We start from the raw sequence: 14191 nt of genomic DNA on the forward strand, positions 1-14191 counted from the left end.
TTTGAAGAAAGAAAACTTACCCATGACCAAGTTTCGTCTCGCTCATCTCGGCCTGGTAATGGCCGCTATTGGTTTCACTGCAGCAGCTCCTATGGTTGGTCTTTCCTCGGTTGCCTATGCGGCCGACGCGGTGCGTGCTGAAATCGGCAAACCATTGCAAGAAGCACAGAAACTGGCTGCGGCAGGCAAGAACAAGGAAGCTCTCGCCAAACTGAAAGAAGCCGACGCTGTCGGTGGCAAGTCCCCACACGAATCCTATTTGATCGAGCGCACCCGCGCTTCGGCCGCAGCTGCCGCTGGCGATAACGACGCCGCCGCCAAGGCCTTCGAAGCGGTCATCAATTCCGGCAAGCTGTCGCCTGCCGAACAACCAAAATTCACCCAGGCCCTGGCCGGCATCTACTACCGCGCCAAGGACTACCCAAAAGCCATCACCTGGATCCAGCGTTCGCTGAAAGACAATCCAAACGACGGCCAGATGCATGAACTGCTGATCCAGACCTACTACATCAGCGGCAAATACTCGGAAGCGGCCAAGGAGCTGCAATCGTCGAAAGCCGGTTCGGAAGCGTCGCTGCAGATGCTGGCCAACATCCAGCTCAAGCAGAACGACAAGGAAGGCTACGTGCAGACGCTGGAACGCCTGGCCGGCGCCTACCCGAAGACCAGCTACTGGGCCGACCTGCTGAACCGCGTGTCGGGCAAGCCTGGCTTCTCGCCGACGCTGTCGCTGGACGTGCTGCGCCTGCGCCTGGCCAACGGCCTGCTGACCAAGCCGGGCGAGTACATGGAGATGTCCCAGCTGGCGCTGCAAGCGGGCAATCCCGCCGAAGCCATCAAGATCATCGACCAGGGCTACAAGAAAGGCGCGCTGGGCACCGGTTCCGACGCCGCCCGTCACCAGCGCCTGAAAGACCTGGCCACCAAGACCCAGGCCGAGTTCGACGCCAAGCAAGCCGCCAACGAAGCCGAAGCCGTCAAGAACAAGGACGCCGACGCGCTGGCCAACATGGGCTACGCGCTGGTTTCCCAGGGCAAGGCCGACAAGGGCCTGGCCCTGATGGACCAGGCGGTGAAGCTGGGCACGGCCAAGTATCCTGAAACCGTGAAACTGCACCAGGGCATCGCCCAATCGATCGCCGGCAAGAAAGCCGCCGCGCTGTCGACGCTGAAATCGGTCAAAGGCAAGGACGGCGCCGCCGACCTGGCCCGCTACTGGACCCTGAACATCAACCACCCGATGTAATTTGGGAGTTGCCGCGAAAAAGCGCTGCCCGGTCCGCCGGCAGCGCTTTTTTTTCGCTTCGAGGGATTCCCCGTATAATCCTCTATTTCGCGATAGTTCTTAGCAGATTCCCATGAAGGTATTTCGAGGTCTTCCCAATGCAGCGGCGCGCGCGCCCTGCGCGCTCACGATCGGCAACTTTGACGGTGTCCACCTCGGCCACCAGGCATTGCTGGGCCGCGTGCGCGCGGCCGCCACCGGCCTCGGGCTGGAGGCGGCCGTGATGACCTTCGAACCGCATCCGCGCGAATTCTTCGCGCACAAGGCCGGCGACCTGTCGAAGGCGCCGCCGCGCATCGCCAACCTGCGCGACAAGCTGCAATCGCTGTCCGACAACGGCATCGACCGCGTCATCGTCGAGCACTTCTCGGCGCCCTTCGCCGCCCTGACGCCGCAGGAATTCACCGAAAAAGTGCTGGTCGAGGGCCTGCACGTCAAATGGCTGATGGTCGGCGACGACTTCTGCTACGGCGCCCGCCGCGCCGGCAACGTGCAGATGCTGCTGGAAGCGGGCAGGCACTATGGCTTCCACGTCGAGACCCTGCCGACCGTGATGAACGGCAGCATCCGCATCTCCTCCTCCGCCGTGCGCGCCGCGCTGGCCGAGGGCGACTTCCGGCACGCCCAGGCGCTGCTGGGCCATCCGTACGCGATCTCCGGCCACGTGATCCACGGCCAGAAGCTGGGCCGCACCCTGGGCTTCCCGACCCTGAACCTGCGCGTGCCGCACCGCCCCGCCCTGTCCGGCATCTTCATCGTGCAGGTGCACGGCCTGGCCGCGCAGCCGCTGCCGGCCGTCGCCAGCCTGGGCGTGCGCCCGACCGTCGACGACAGCGGCCGCGTGCTGCTGGAGGTGCACGTGTTCGACTTCGCCGAAAACTGCTACGGCAAGCAGGTGCGCGTCGAGTTCCTGCACAAGATACGCGACGAGGAAAAATACGTCGACCTGCCGACGCTGACCGCCGCCATCGACCGCGATGCGGCCATCGCCCGCGACTTTTTCAAAGAGCGCGTAGGCGCGACCAACGCCACCGACCGAATTTAGCCGCGCGACCAGCTACGCGCGCCGGCTACACAGACACCCCGAATACATCACTGAAGAAAAACCATGTCCGACAACAAATCTGCAAAGAAGCCTGAAAGCAAATACCCGGTCAATATGACCGAAACCCCGTTCCCGATGCGCGGCGATATGGCCAAGCGCGAGCCGAACTGGGTCAAGGAATGGCAAGACAAGAAAATCTACGAGCGCGTGCGCAAGGCCGCCGCCGGCCGTCCCAAGTTCATCCTGCACGACGGCCCGCCGTACGCCAACGGCGACATCCACATCGGCCACGCCGTCAACAAGATCCTCAAGGACATGGTGGTCAAGGCGCGCGGCCTGGCCGGCTACGACGCACCGTACGTGCCGGGCTGGGACTGCCACGGCATGCCGATCGAGATCCAGATCGAAAAACAATACGGCAAGAACCTGCCGACCGCCGAAGTGCTGACCAAGGCCCGCGCCTACGCGCTGGAGCAGGTCGACCGCCAGCGCAAGGACTTCATCCGCCTGGGCGTGCTGGGCGAATGGCAGAATCCTTACCTGACGATGAACTACTCGAACGAGGCCGACGAACTGCGCGCCCTCGGCACGCTGCTGGAAAAAGGCTATGTCTATCGCGGCTTGAAGCCGGTCAACTGGTGCTTCGACTGCCAGTCCGCGCTGGCCGAGGCCGAGGTGGAATACCAGGACAAGCGCGATCCGGCGATCGACGTCGGCTTCAAGTTCGCCGAGTTCGACAAGCTGTCCGCCGCCTTCGGCCTGGATAAACTGCCGACCGAGAACGGTTTCGTCGTCATCTGGACCACGACCCCATGGACCATCCCGTCCAACCAGGCGCTGAACGTCAACGCCGAGGTGATCTACTCGCTGGTGCAGACCGAGCGTGACGGCCAGCCCCTGCTGCTGATCCTGGCGCAAGACCTGGTCGAGGCCTGCCTGGCGCGCTACAAGCTCGAAGGCACGACCATCGCCACCTGCCACGGCGCGGCGCTGGGCGGCATCAGCTTCCGCCACCCGCTGCACGCGTCGGACGCCTTCTACGACCGCCTGTCGCCGATGTACCTGGCCGAATACGTGACCACCGAAAGCGGCACCGGCGTGGTGCACTCGGCGCCCGCCTACGGCCTGGACGACTTCATCTCGTGCCGCGCGCACGGCCTGAAGGACGAGCAGATCCTGACCCCGGTGATGGGCGACGGCAAATTCGCCGCCTCGCTGCCGCTGTTCGGCGGCATGACGATCTGGGAAGCGTCCAAGCCGATCTGCGCCGCGCTGAAGGAAGTGGGCGCGCTGTTCGAAGTGAAGATGTTCGACCACAGCTATATGCACTGCTGGCGCCACAAGACGCCGATCATCTACCGCGCCACCTCGCAGTGGTTCGCCGGCATGGATGTCAAGCCGAAGGACGGCGGCCACACGCTGCGCGAAACCGCGCTCAAGGGCATCGCCGAAACCCGGTTCTTCCCGGACTGGGGCCAGGCGCGCCTGCACGGCATGATCGCCAACCGTCCGGACTGGACGCTGTCGCGCCAGCGCCAGTGGGGCGTGCCGATGGCCTTCGTGGTGCACAAGGAAACCGGCGCGCTGCATCCGCGCACGCCCGAGCTGCTGGAGCAGGTGGCAAAGCTGATCGAGAAGAGCGGCATTGACGCCTGGCTGGCGCTGGACCTGAAGGACCTGATCGGCGACGAAGCGGCCATCTACGAAAAGAACAAGGACACGCTGGACGTCTGGTTCGACTCCGGCTCGACCCACCAGACCGTCCTGCGCGGCTCGCACAAGGAGCAGTCGGCCTTCCCTGCCGACCTGTACCTGGAAGGCTCGGACCAGCACCGCGGCTGGTTCCACTCGTCGCTGCTGACGTCGTCGATGCTGAACGGCGCGCCGCCGTACAAGGCCCTGCTGACGCACGGCTTCGTGGTCGACGGCGAAGGCAAGAAGATGTCCAAGTCGGTCGGCAACACCGTCGCGCCGCAGGATGTCTGGAACAAGCTGGGCGCCGACATGCTGCGCCTGTGGGTGGCCACCACCGACTACACGGGCGAGCTGTCGATCTCCGACGAGATCCTCAAGCGCGTCACCGAAGCCTATCGCCGCATCCGCAACACGCTGCGCTTCCTGCTGGCCAACCTGTCGGACTTCGACGCAGCCAGGGACGCCGTGGCCATCGACCAGATGCTGGAGATCGACCGCTACGCGATCGCCAACATGGCCGCGCTGCAGGCGGAAATCGCCGGGCACTATATGCAGTACGAATTCCAGCCGGTCTACTCCAAGCTGCAGAACTATTGCTCGGAAGACCTGGGCGGCTTCTACCTCGACATCCTGAAGGACCGCCTGTACACGTCCGCCGTGACGTCGCCGGCGCGCCGCTCGGCGCAGACCGCGCTGTGGCACATCACGCAAAGCCTGCTGCGCGTGATGGCGCCAGCGCTGTCGTTCACGGCCGAGGAAGCCTGGGCCATCTTTGCCGGTCCGGAAGCCTACAAGGCCAGCGACGAAACCATCTTCACGCAAACCTGGTGGAAGCTGCCGCAGCCGGCCGACGCGGCCGCCCTGCTGGACAAGTACACCGCCCTGCGCGCGGTCCGCACCGACGTCACCAAGCAGCTGGAAGACCTGCGCACCTCGGGCGCGATCGGCTCGTCGCTGCAGGCGGAGCTGTCGATCAAGGCCGCCGGCGCCAAGTACCAGCTGCTGGCCAGCCTGGACGACGACCTGAAGTTCGTCTTCATCACCTCCGCCGCGCAGGCGGTGCAGGTGGAGAACGAAGCGGACGAGGCGGTCGAAGTGGTCGCCTCGGCGGCTGAAAAGTGCGAGCGCTGCTGGCACTACCGCGCCGACGTGGGCTCGCATGCGGACCATCCGACCCTGTGCGGCCGCTGCCACAGCAATCTGTTTGGTGCGGGCGAAAAACGCAAGTTCGCTTAATATGATGGCCGCCGATCTCCAACCCCGATCGGCGGCACCGTCGCCACGAACCAACCGAATATTTTATGGCCACCACTAAAAAAATCTTCCCGACCAAATCCTCGTCGAGCCTCACGCCTTGGCTGGGCATTGCCGCCATCGTCATCCTGTTCGACCAGCTGTCCAAGATCACCATCGCCAAGACCTTCCAGCTCGGCGAAGAGAAAGTCATCACCTCGTTCTTCAACCTGGTACTGGCCTACAACAAGGGCGCGGCCTTCAGCTTCCTCTCCAACAGCGGCGGCTGGCAGCGCTACTTCTTCACCGCCATCGGCATCGGCGCGGCGATCTACATCATCATCCTGCTGAAAAAGCACGGCGGCCAGCGCATGTTCTCGTGGGCGCTGTCGCTGATCCTGGGCGGCGCCATCGGCAACGTCATCGACCGCCTGATCTACGGCCATGTGATCGACTTCCTCGACTTCCACTGGCAGGGATTCGGCCACTTCGCCGCGTTCAACCTCGCCGACTCGGCCATCTGTCTTGGCGCCGGCCTGTTCATCCTGGACGAGCTGCGCCGGGTGAATCGTTAACCACTGAGGTAGCACCATGATGGAACTCACCGGTAAGAAAATCGTCCTCGGCCTGTCCGGCGGCGTGGCCTGCTACAAGGCCGCGGAACTGTGCCGCGCGCTGACCAAGGCCGGCGCCTCGGTGCAGGTCGTGATGACCGACGCCGCGGCCCACTTCATCACCGCCGTCACCATGCAGGCGCTGTCCGGCCAGAAGGTGTTCAGCAGCCAGTGGGACCCGCGCGTGGACAACAACATGGCCCACATCGACGTCACCCGCGACGCGGACGCCATCATGATCGCGCCCTGCTCCGCCGACTTCATGGTCAAGCTGGCGCACGGCGTCTGCGACGACCTGCTGTCGACCATGTGCCTGGCGCGTCCGCGCCACGTGCCGCTGCTGGTCGCTCCCGCCATGAACGTGGAGATGTGGCAGAACCCGGCCACCCAGCGCAACGCGCAGCAGCTGCGCGAGGACGGCATCGTCATCTTCGGACCGGCCGCCGGCGACCAGGCCTGCGGCGAAGTGGGCATGGGCCGCATGCTGGAACCGGCGCAGCTGCTCGAAGAGCTGATCGCGTCGTTCCAGCAGAAGGTCCTGGCGGGCAAGCGCATCCTGATCACCGCCGGCCCGACCTTCGAACCGATCGACCCGGTGCGCGGCATCACCAATCTGTCCTCGGGCAAGATGGGCTACGCCGTGGCCCGCGCCGCGCGCGAAGCCGGCGCCGAAGTGATCCTGGTGTCCGGCCCGACCGCGCTGCCGGCGCCGTTCGGCGTCACCCGCATCAACGTGCAAAGCGCCATGCAGATGCACGACGCGGTGATGGCCAACGTCGACCACCAGCACATCTTCATCGCGGTGGCCGCCGTCGCCGACTGGCGCGTGTCCAATTCCAGCGAGCAGAAACTGAAAAAGAACCCGGACGGCTCGGTGCCGGACCTGAAGTTCGAGCAGAACCCGGACATCCTGGCCACCGTCGCCGCCCGCACCACGCTGGCCGGCTATCCTTACTGCGTGGGCTTCGCCGCCGAATCGGAAAACCTGATCCAGTTCGGCGCCGACAAGCGCGAGAAAAAAGGCATCCCCCTGCTGGTCGGGAATATCGGCCACCACACCTTCGGCCAGGACGACAACACCATCATCCTGTTCGACGAGAACGGCCACACCATTTTGCCGCGCGCCGACAAACTGACCTTGGCGCGCCAACTGATTTCCGAGATCTCCAAACGGATCTCCCAGCACTCCTTATTTGCCAAATAAATGAAAAACATCGACGTCAAAATCCTCGACCCGCGCATGAAAGACCAGCTGCCGGCCTACGCCACCCCGGGTTCCGCCGGTCTCGACCTGCGCGCCTGCATCGACGCGCCTATGGTCATCGAAGCCGGCCAGACCGTGCTGATTCCGACCGGCCTGGCGATCCACGTCGCCGATCCGGGCTACGCCGCCATGATCCTGCCGCGCAGCGGCATGGGCCACAAAAACGGCATCGTGCTGGGGAATCTGGTAGGCTTGATCGACTCCGACTATCAGGGCCAGCTGATGATCTCGACCTGGAACCGCGGCCACAGCGCCTTCACGCTGAACCCGATGGAACGCCTGGCGCAGCTGATCATCGTGCCGGTGCTGCAGGTCGGTTTCAACGTGGTCGAGGAGTTCGACACCAGCGAACGCGGTGCCGGCGGCTTCGGCAGCACTGGAAAACACTAAAAAAACATACGGAGACCGGGATGGTCCAGCAGACAAAGAAAATCAATAAACTCGCTTCGTTGTCTTGGCGTTTGACCACCGTGGCGGCGGTCTCCCTGCTATCGGCCTGCTCGGTCTTCAAATCCAAACCCGCGGCGCCCGAACCGGCGCCGGTGGTGGCCCGCGTCATCAACGAAGAACCGCCGGTGGTCACCGCCAAGATGGCCGCCGCGCGCGAGGCGCTGGGCCAGATGGTGGCGCTGCAGGACCGCCTGTACCGCATCGCCGGTCCCCTGCTGATCAACAATGCGGACCTGTGCCGCACGCAGGCGCGCAACCTGCTCGGCTTCACCGCCAAGAACAAATACTCGTACACCGGCGAATTCGTCGACGCCGCGCAAGCGGTGCTGAACTACGGCGACCGCCTCGAAGTGGCCAGCGTGCTGTCCGGTAGCGGCGCCTCGCGCGCCGGCCTGCGCAAGGGCGACGGTCTGGTGGCGGCCGAAACGAAGAGCCTGCCGACCGGCCAGAACGCCGAAACGCAGGCGGCCGGCATCCTCGGCCCGCTGGTATCGGGCCACCAGTCGCTGAACCTGATCGTCGCCCGCAATGGCCGCAACCAGGAACTGAACGTGCCGGTCACCCGCGCCTGCGCCTTCAAGATCGACATCGGCAATTCGGACAACATCAATTCCTATTCCGACGGCCAGCGCGTGATGATCACGCGCGGCATGGTCAACTTCGCGCAAACCGACGAGAACATCGCCTACGTGCTGGCCAAGGACATCGCCCACAATGTGCTGGGCCACGCCGCCATCACCAAGCAGGCCTACACCGTCGGCAGCATCATCGACAACCTGGTCGCCGTGCGGCCGGACCTGTCGATGCTGATCGGCAGCGCCGGCGTCAAGCCGGTGCCGGCCGATCTGGACACGGCGGCCGACTACCTGTCGCTGTACATGGTGGCGCGCGCCGGCTACAACCTCGATCACGCGCACGCCTTCTGGCAGCGCATGGCCGCCCAATATCCGGCGACGGTGCTGAACGGTTATACTGCCACCCATCCCGCCATCGGCAAGCGCCTCACCGTGATCGACCAGACCATCGTCGAAATCAAGGGCAAGCAGGCGGCCAAGAAAACACTGATGCCGTAAAACCGGGAGACAGCCATGCGCCGCTTGTTGGCATTCATGTTGATACTGATGTGCGGCGGGGTCCAGGCGGCGCAATGGGCGCGGGTTGGCGGCGGCAAGACGGACGTCTTCTACATCGACAAGGGCAGCATCATCAAGGCCGACAAGACCCGCAAGGTCTGGTCCATGCATACCTTCAGCAAGCCGCAAATTACGCCCGAGGGCAAGCCTTACCGCTCGGTCAAGGCGCTGCACGTGTATTCCTGCGAGGACCGCACCACGGTGCTGCTGTCGCAGATCTACTATCCGGAGGCCATGGGCAAGGGCGAGCCGGTAGAAAACTACAAATACGAGAAATTCAGCCCGGAAGACATCGTGCCGGACAGCCCGTTCGACAACGCGCTGGCGGCCGTCTGCAAGGGCTAGCCGGGGAACTTAGTTGGGAAAATTGGGAAACACATTCCCCATCAGCCAGGTCAGGCCGGCGCACAACAGCACGGCAAGTATCAGCACGATCAGCAAACGGCCGAATTTAGGCGAGCCGTCGTCTTCCTTTGGGTTGGTCATGGGGCAGTCCCTGCAAGCTTTGTAGAGGCGTAGTATATTCCATCCATGGACAGTATCGATCTCGAAGTACTCAAAACCAGCGCAGCATGGATCGCCGCCGGGCGCCGCTGCGAACTGATCACCGTCATCAAGACCTGGGGCTCCAGTCCCCGTCCGGTGGGCGCCACGCTGGCCATCTGCGAAGACGGCACGGTGATCGGCTCCGTCTCGGGCGGCTGCATCGAGGACGACCTGATCGCCCGCGTGCGCGACGAGGGCATCAGCCGCGACATTCCCGAAATCGTCAGCTACGGCATCACCGCCGACGAGGCGCACCGCTTCGGCCTGCCCTGCGGCGGCACCATCGAACTGGCGATCGAGCCGCTGTCCGGGCGCAGCCGCATCGCCGAACTGCTGGTGCGGCTGGAACAGCACGAGCTGGTGCAGCGCCGGCTCGATCTGCAGACCGGCGAAGTGGAACTGGCCAAGGCCGCGCCGGGCGCGCAGATGCAGGTCAGCGAACGCGCCATGGTGACCTTGCACGGCCCGCGCTGGCGCCTGTTGATCATCGGCGCCGGCCAGTTATCGCGCTTCCTGGCGCAGATCGCCACGGCCATGGACTACCACGTCATCGTCTGCGACCCGCGCGAGGAATACCGCGCCGGCTGGCACGTCGACGGCGTGCAGCTGGTGCACGACATGCCGGACGATATCGTGATCGACATGAAGCTCGACCGCCGCAGCGCCGTGGTCGCGCTGACCCACGATCCGAAGCTGGACGACCTGGCGCTGATGGAGGCGCTGAAGTCGGACGCCTTCTATGTCGGCGCGATCGGCTCACGCCTGAACAACAGCAAGCGCCGCGGGCGGCTGCTGGAATTCGACCTGACGGCGGAACAGCTGGCTCGCCTGCATGGGCCAATCGGCTTGTACATCGGCAGCAAGACGCCGTCCGAGATCGCGATTTCCATCCTGGCCGAGATGACCGCGATTAAAAACGGCGTGCCAACGGGGATGCTGGTGCCGCACGCCGCCTCGCCGGTCGCGCCAGGCGAGGCAGTCTGCGCGGTCGACAGCGGCGCGGTATAAAAAGCGCAAGCCTGGACAATTCAAAAGCAAGAACCGGCTGGCCCGCCGCACGCGAGTGCGGGACAATAGCGACGCCGCGCTGTCCGGCGCCGCACCTACAATTGGAATCCGCATGAGCACCGCCAATCTGCTACGCCTGATCTTCCTCGCCGCCATCTGGGGCGGCTCCTTCCTGTTCATGCGGATCGCCGCGCCGGTGCTGGGCGCCGCCGTGCTGATCGAATACCGTGTGCTGTTCGCCTCGCTGTTCCTGGCGGTGATCGCGCTGGTGCTGAAAAAGCCGTTGAACCTGCGCCAGAACTGGAAGCACTACCTGATCCTCGGCCTGTTCAACTCCGCCGTCCCGTTCCTGATGTTCGCCTTCGCCGCCCGCACGCTGTCGGCCTCCCTGCTGGCCGTGCTGAACGCCACCACGCCGCTGTGGGGCACGCTGATCGCCGCCATCTGGACCCGAAGCATGGTCAGCGCCAAGGTGATGTTCGGCCTGCTGCTGGGCGCCTGCGGCGTCGCGCTGCTGGTCGGCTTCGACCACGTGACCACCAAGCCGGGCGCCGGCATCGCCATCGCGGCGGTGCTGTTCGCCTCCTTCAACTACGGCATCGCCAGCAACTACGCCAAGCAGGCCAAGGCCGTCGAGCCGTTCTCCAACGCGCATGGCTCAATGTGGGCGTCGACGCTGCTGGTGCTGCCGGCGCTGCCGTTCTTCCCGGCGCCGGGCGAACCGACCATCGGCATCATGGGCGCGGTGCTCGCATTGGGCATCCTGTGCAGCGGCGTGGCTTACCTGATCTACTTCCGGCTGATCCAGGACGTCGGCCCGTCGTCGGCGCTGACGGTCACCTTCCTCAGCCCCCTGTTCGGCATCCTGTGGGGCATGCTGTTCCTCGGCGAGAGCGTCGGCTGGTACACCTTCGTCGGCGCCGCCGTGGTCATCGCCGGCACCGCGCTGGTGACCGGCTTCCGTCCGAGCCTGGGCTTCCTCGGCAAGGCCAAGGCGGCGTGAAGCCCTTTACCCTATCCCTGCCGGCAAACTACCGCCTGCATGACGTGCTGGCCTTCCACAGCCGCGACACCGAAAGCGTGGCCGAGGAAGTGAGTCCCGAGCGGCTGCGCAAAGGCATGCTGGCCGGCGGCGTGCCGGTGGTGCTGGAGATCGTGCCCGACAACCCCGTCGCGCCGGCCAGCGCCGGCTGCACCGTCCACGCCGACGGCAAGCTGTCCAAGGCCGCGCAGGAGCAGGTGCGCGAGGCTGCGCTGAGCATCCTCGGCCTGCGCATCGATCCCGAGCCGTTCAGCGTCTTCGCCGCCAGGGACAAGATGTTCGGCCCGCTGACGCGCGCGCAGCCCGGCCTGCGCATCGTGCAGTCGGCCACCGTGTTCGAGGCGCTGACGTGGGCCATCATCGGCCAACAGATCAACCTGTCGTTCGCCATCTCGCTGCGCCGCACCTTCATCTTGCAGGCCGGCCGCCAGCACAGCAGCGGCTTGTGGTGCTACCCCACCGCGGCCGACGTGGCGCGCCTGACCGTCGACGACCTCACCAGCCGCAAATTCTCGCGCGCCAAGGCCGAGACCTTGCTGCGGCTGGCCCACCTGGTCAACGACGGCGAACTGCTGCTGGACGTCACACCAGCCAATAGCATCGAACAGATTTCGGCCGCGCTGCTGGCCGTCAAGGGCATCGGCCCGTGGACCGTCAACTACGGCCTGCTGCGCGGCTATGGCTATGCCGACTGCTCGCTGCACGGCGACGTGGCGATCCGCGCCGCGCTGCAAGCCTTGCTGGGCGAGGACGCCAAGCCCGACATGCCTCGCACCGAAAAAATCCTCGCCCAATACAGCCCTCACCGCACCATGGCCGCTGCCCACCTGTGGGCCAGCCTGCATCCTCGCGATCCCGAGTAGATTTTGCTTGAGCCTGACGCTACGTCAGGCTTTACGATCGGCTGCATTAACGTGAAGGAGATGACCATGCAGCCCACATCCGCCCCCAAGCCCAGCGCCTGGATGACCGCCACCCTGCGCGCCGCGCACCAGTTGTTCGATGAGCCGCTGATCCTGCGCGACTCTGTCGCCCTGCGCATCCTTGGCGCCGATGCCGAAGCCCGGTTGCGCGCCGATGGAGTACGCCAGCGCCACCAGCTCTCCGTCGCAATGCGCACCACGATGGCGGTCCGCGCCCGCCTCGCCGAAGACAGCTGGTACGAAGCGCAGCGCCGCGCGGTCGACCAATACGTGATCCTCGGCGCCGGCCTCGATACCTATGCCTATCGTGCCGACTGCGCGCCATCCGCCCGCCTGTTCGAGGTCGACCTGCCGGCCATGCAGCAATGGAAGCGCGATTGCCTGCGCGCGGCGGACATCGGCGAACCTGCCGCGCTGCGCTACGTCGCCACCGATTTTGAAAACGACTCGTTGAGCGCGGATCTGCAGCGGGCCGGCCTGGCCGACGACAAGCCGGCCTGCCATTCGTGGCTGGGCGTCACCATGTATCTGCGCCCGGACCAGGTGATGCACACCTTGCAGGACATCGCCAATTGCGCGCCGGGCAGCAGCATCGTGTTCGACTACCGCGTGCATGACGACCAGCTGACCGATGCCGAGCGCGCCGGCCTGCAAGTGGTGACCACGGCGCTGGCCGCGCAGGGCGAACACCTGCTCAGCTCTTTCGATCCGCAAAAGCTCGAGCACATGCTGGGCCGCTTCGGCTACAGCCAGGTCGAACACTTCGGCCCGAAGGAGCTCACAGAACGCTATCTGGCCTGCCACAACAACGGCCAGCGCCTGAGCGGCATCTTCCGCATGATCAGGGCCACGGTTTGACGTAAACTATGCGGCATGGATAAATCAGTACTGAAGATCGGCGAACTGGCCGCGCGTTCCGGCCTGACGGTGCGCGCGCTGCACCACTACGACAGCATCGGCCTGCTGACGCCGTCGGCACGCGCCGATTCCGGCTACCGTCTCTACAACCGCACCGACGTCGCGCGGCTGCACAACATCCAGGCGCTGCGGCGGTTCGGCATGTCGCTGGCGGACATCGCGACCTTCCTCGCCAGTCCCGACGCGCCGTTCGCCGACATCGTCGCGCAGCAGATCGCCGCGCTGGGCAAACAGATCGAACAGGCGACCGCGCTGCGCGCGCAGCTCGCGCAACTGCAACAGCAAATGGCAAGCGGCAGCGATCCCGAACTGGAAGACTGGCTGGCGGCGCTGGAGCATATGAACCTGTACGAACGATACTTCACGCCGGAGGAGTTGCGGCGCCTGCCCTTCTGGCAGCAGGATGCGCGCCGCAACGCCGCCTGGATCGCGCTGGTGGGCGAGGCGGAAACGCTGATGGCGCAAGGCGTGCCGGCGGACGACCCGCAAGCGGGCGCGTTGTCGGAACGCTGGATGCAAACGTTGGAGCGCGATACCGCCGCCAATCCGGAGTTTGCGCGCCGCCTGACGCTGATGCTGGACCAGGAGGCCGCGGCCCAGCAGCACACCCGCATCACGCCGGCGCTGAAGCAGTATGTGTCGGCGGCGTTTGGCGCGCGCAAGCTGTGCATCTACGCGAAGTACCTGAGCGCCGACGAGATGCGCGGCATGCGTGAGAACAACGGCAAAAACCAGAACGAATGGATTGCGCTGATCGCCGACGTGCATCGGCATCTGGAAAGCGGGATCCCGCACGACGCGCCGTCGGCGCAAACGCTGGCGCGCCAGTGGATGGCGCTCTACCTGGCGCAGATCGGCGGCGATCCGGCCACGCTGGCCAAGATCCGCGCCGCGCACGACCAGGAACCCGCGCTGTTGAGCGGCACCTGGGTCACTCCCGCCATGCTTGACTACATCCGCCTGTCCTACGCCACGCTGGCTTGATCGAACGTAAGGTGATGCTCCATATTGTGTCCTAACATCGCGGAGGTGCCC

At 65.1% G+C, this 14191-nt stretch carries 14 protein-coding genes; 13 read left to right on the forward strand and 1 reads right to left on the reverse strand.

Annotated elements, in window-relative coordinates; genetic code table 11:
- Positions 1-58: 58 nt before the first annotated feature.
- The 8 genes from ACSQ3S_RS27135 (at position 59) to ACSQ3S_RS27170 (ending at position 9064) form a co-directional block, all read left to right on the forward strand.
- Positions 59-1246, forward strand: a complete 1188-nt coding sequence (locus ACSQ3S_RS27135) for a tetratricopeptide repeat protein (protein WP_436145083.1) — start codon at positions 59-61, stop codon at positions 1244-1246.
- A gap of 112 nt (positions 1247-1358) precedes the next feature.
- Positions 1359-2330: a bifunctional riboflavin kinase/FAD synthetase gene (locus tag ACSQ3S_RS27140; RefSeq protein ID WP_176654144.1), complete on the forward strand. Its 972-nt coding sequence runs from the start codon at positions 1359-1361 to the stop codon at positions 2328-2330.
- A 63-nt stretch (positions 2331-2393) separates the two neighbouring features.
- Positions 2394-5261 carry an isoleucine--tRNA ligase gene (gene ileS / locus ACSQ3S_RS27145; protein ID WP_436144317.1) on the forward strand — a complete coding sequence of 956 codons (2868 nt, stop codon included), beginning with the start codon at positions 2394-2396 and terminating at the stop codon, positions 5259-5261.
- A gap of 65 nt (positions 5262-5326) precedes the next feature.
- Positions 5327-5833: a signal peptidase II gene (lspA, locus tag ACSQ3S_RS27150; RefSeq protein ID WP_353403244.1), complete on the forward strand. Its 507-nt coding sequence runs from the start codon at positions 5327-5329 to the stop codon at positions 5831-5833.
- Between the two features lie 19 nt (positions 5834-5852).
- The gene (gene coaBC, locus ACSQ3S_RS27155; protein ID WP_353403417.1) at positions 5853-7076 is read left to right on the forward strand and encodes a bifunctional phosphopantothenoylcysteine decarboxylase/phosphopantothenate--cysteine ligase CoaBC; all 1224 of its coding nucleotides are present in this window, start codon (positions 5853-5855) and stop codon (positions 7074-7076) included.
- Complete coding sequence (gene dut, locus ACSQ3S_RS27160; RefSeq protein WP_176654141.1) at positions 7077-7526, forward strand: dUTP diphosphatase; 450 nt, start codon at positions 7077-7079, stop codon at positions 7524-7526.
- A 20-nt stretch (positions 7527-7546) separates the two neighbouring features.
- Positions 7547-8659: a M48 family metalloprotease gene (locus ACSQ3S_RS27165; protein WP_176654140.1), complete on the forward strand. Its 1113-nt coding sequence runs from the start codon at positions 7547-7549 to the stop codon at positions 8657-8659.
- Positions 8660-8674: 15 nt separating this feature from the next.
- The gene (locus ACSQ3S_RS27170; RefSeq protein ID WP_176654139.1) at positions 8675-9064 is read left to right on the forward strand and encodes a surface-adhesin E family protein; all 390 of its coding nucleotides are present in this window, start codon (positions 8675-8677) and stop codon (positions 9062-9064) included.
- A 9-nt stretch (positions 9065-9073) separates the two neighbouring features.
- Here ACSQ3S_RS27170 and ACSQ3S_RS27175 read toward each other — a convergent pair whose 3' ends face one another.
- On the reverse strand, positions 9074-9205 hold the full coding sequence (locus ACSQ3S_RS27175) for a hypothetical protein (protein WP_353403246.1): 132 nt from the start codon (positions 9203-9205) through the stop codon (positions 9074-9076).
- Between the two features lie 45 nt (positions 9206-9250).
- On the opposite strand from ACSQ3S_RS27175, the gene ACSQ3S_RS27180 reads away from it, so the two are divergent.
- The 5 genes from ACSQ3S_RS27180 to ACSQ3S_RS27200 all read left to right on the forward strand — a co-directional run bounded on the left by ACSQ3S_RS27180 (position 9251) and on the right by ACSQ3S_RS27200 (position 14140).
- Positions 9251-10273: an XdhC family protein gene (locus tag ACSQ3S_RS27180; RefSeq protein WP_436144318.1), complete on the forward strand. Its 1023-nt coding sequence runs from the start codon at positions 9251-9253 to the stop codon at positions 10271-10273.
- 112 nt (positions 10274-10385) lie between these two features.
- Positions 10386-11276 (forward strand): DMT family transporter, encoded by an 891-nt coding sequence (locus ACSQ3S_RS27185; protein ID WP_436144319.1) that lies wholly within the window; start codon positions 10386-10388, stop codon positions 11274-11276.
- Positions 11273-12178, forward strand: a complete 906-nt coding sequence (locus tag ACSQ3S_RS27190; protein WP_436144320.1) for a DNA-3-methyladenine glycosylase family protein — start codon at positions 11273-11275, stop codon at positions 12176-12178. The genes ACSQ3S_RS27185 and ACSQ3S_RS27190 overlap by 4 nt, the downstream gene beginning before the upstream one ends.
- Before the next feature lie 66 nt (positions 12179-12244).
- A complete protein-coding gene (locus ACSQ3S_RS27195) occupies positions 12245-13096 on the forward strand; it encodes a class I SAM-dependent methyltransferase (protein ID WP_436144321.1) in 852 nt (283 codons plus the stop codon).
- 15 nt (positions 13097-13111) lie between these two features.
- The gene (locus tag ACSQ3S_RS27200) at positions 13112-14140 is read left to right on the forward strand and encodes a MerR family transcriptional regulator (RefSeq protein WP_436144322.1); all 1029 of its coding nucleotides are present in this window, start codon (positions 13112-13114) and stop codon (positions 14138-14140) included.
- The last annotated feature ends 51 nt before the right edge of the window (positions 14141-14191 follow it).

It is taken from the genome of Duganella sp. LjRoot269 (assembly GCF_964254095.1).
In the GTDB taxonomy this organism is placed as follows: Bacteria; Pseudomonadota; Gammaproteobacteria; order Burkholderiales; family Burkholderiaceae_D; genus Rugamonas; species Rugamonas hordei.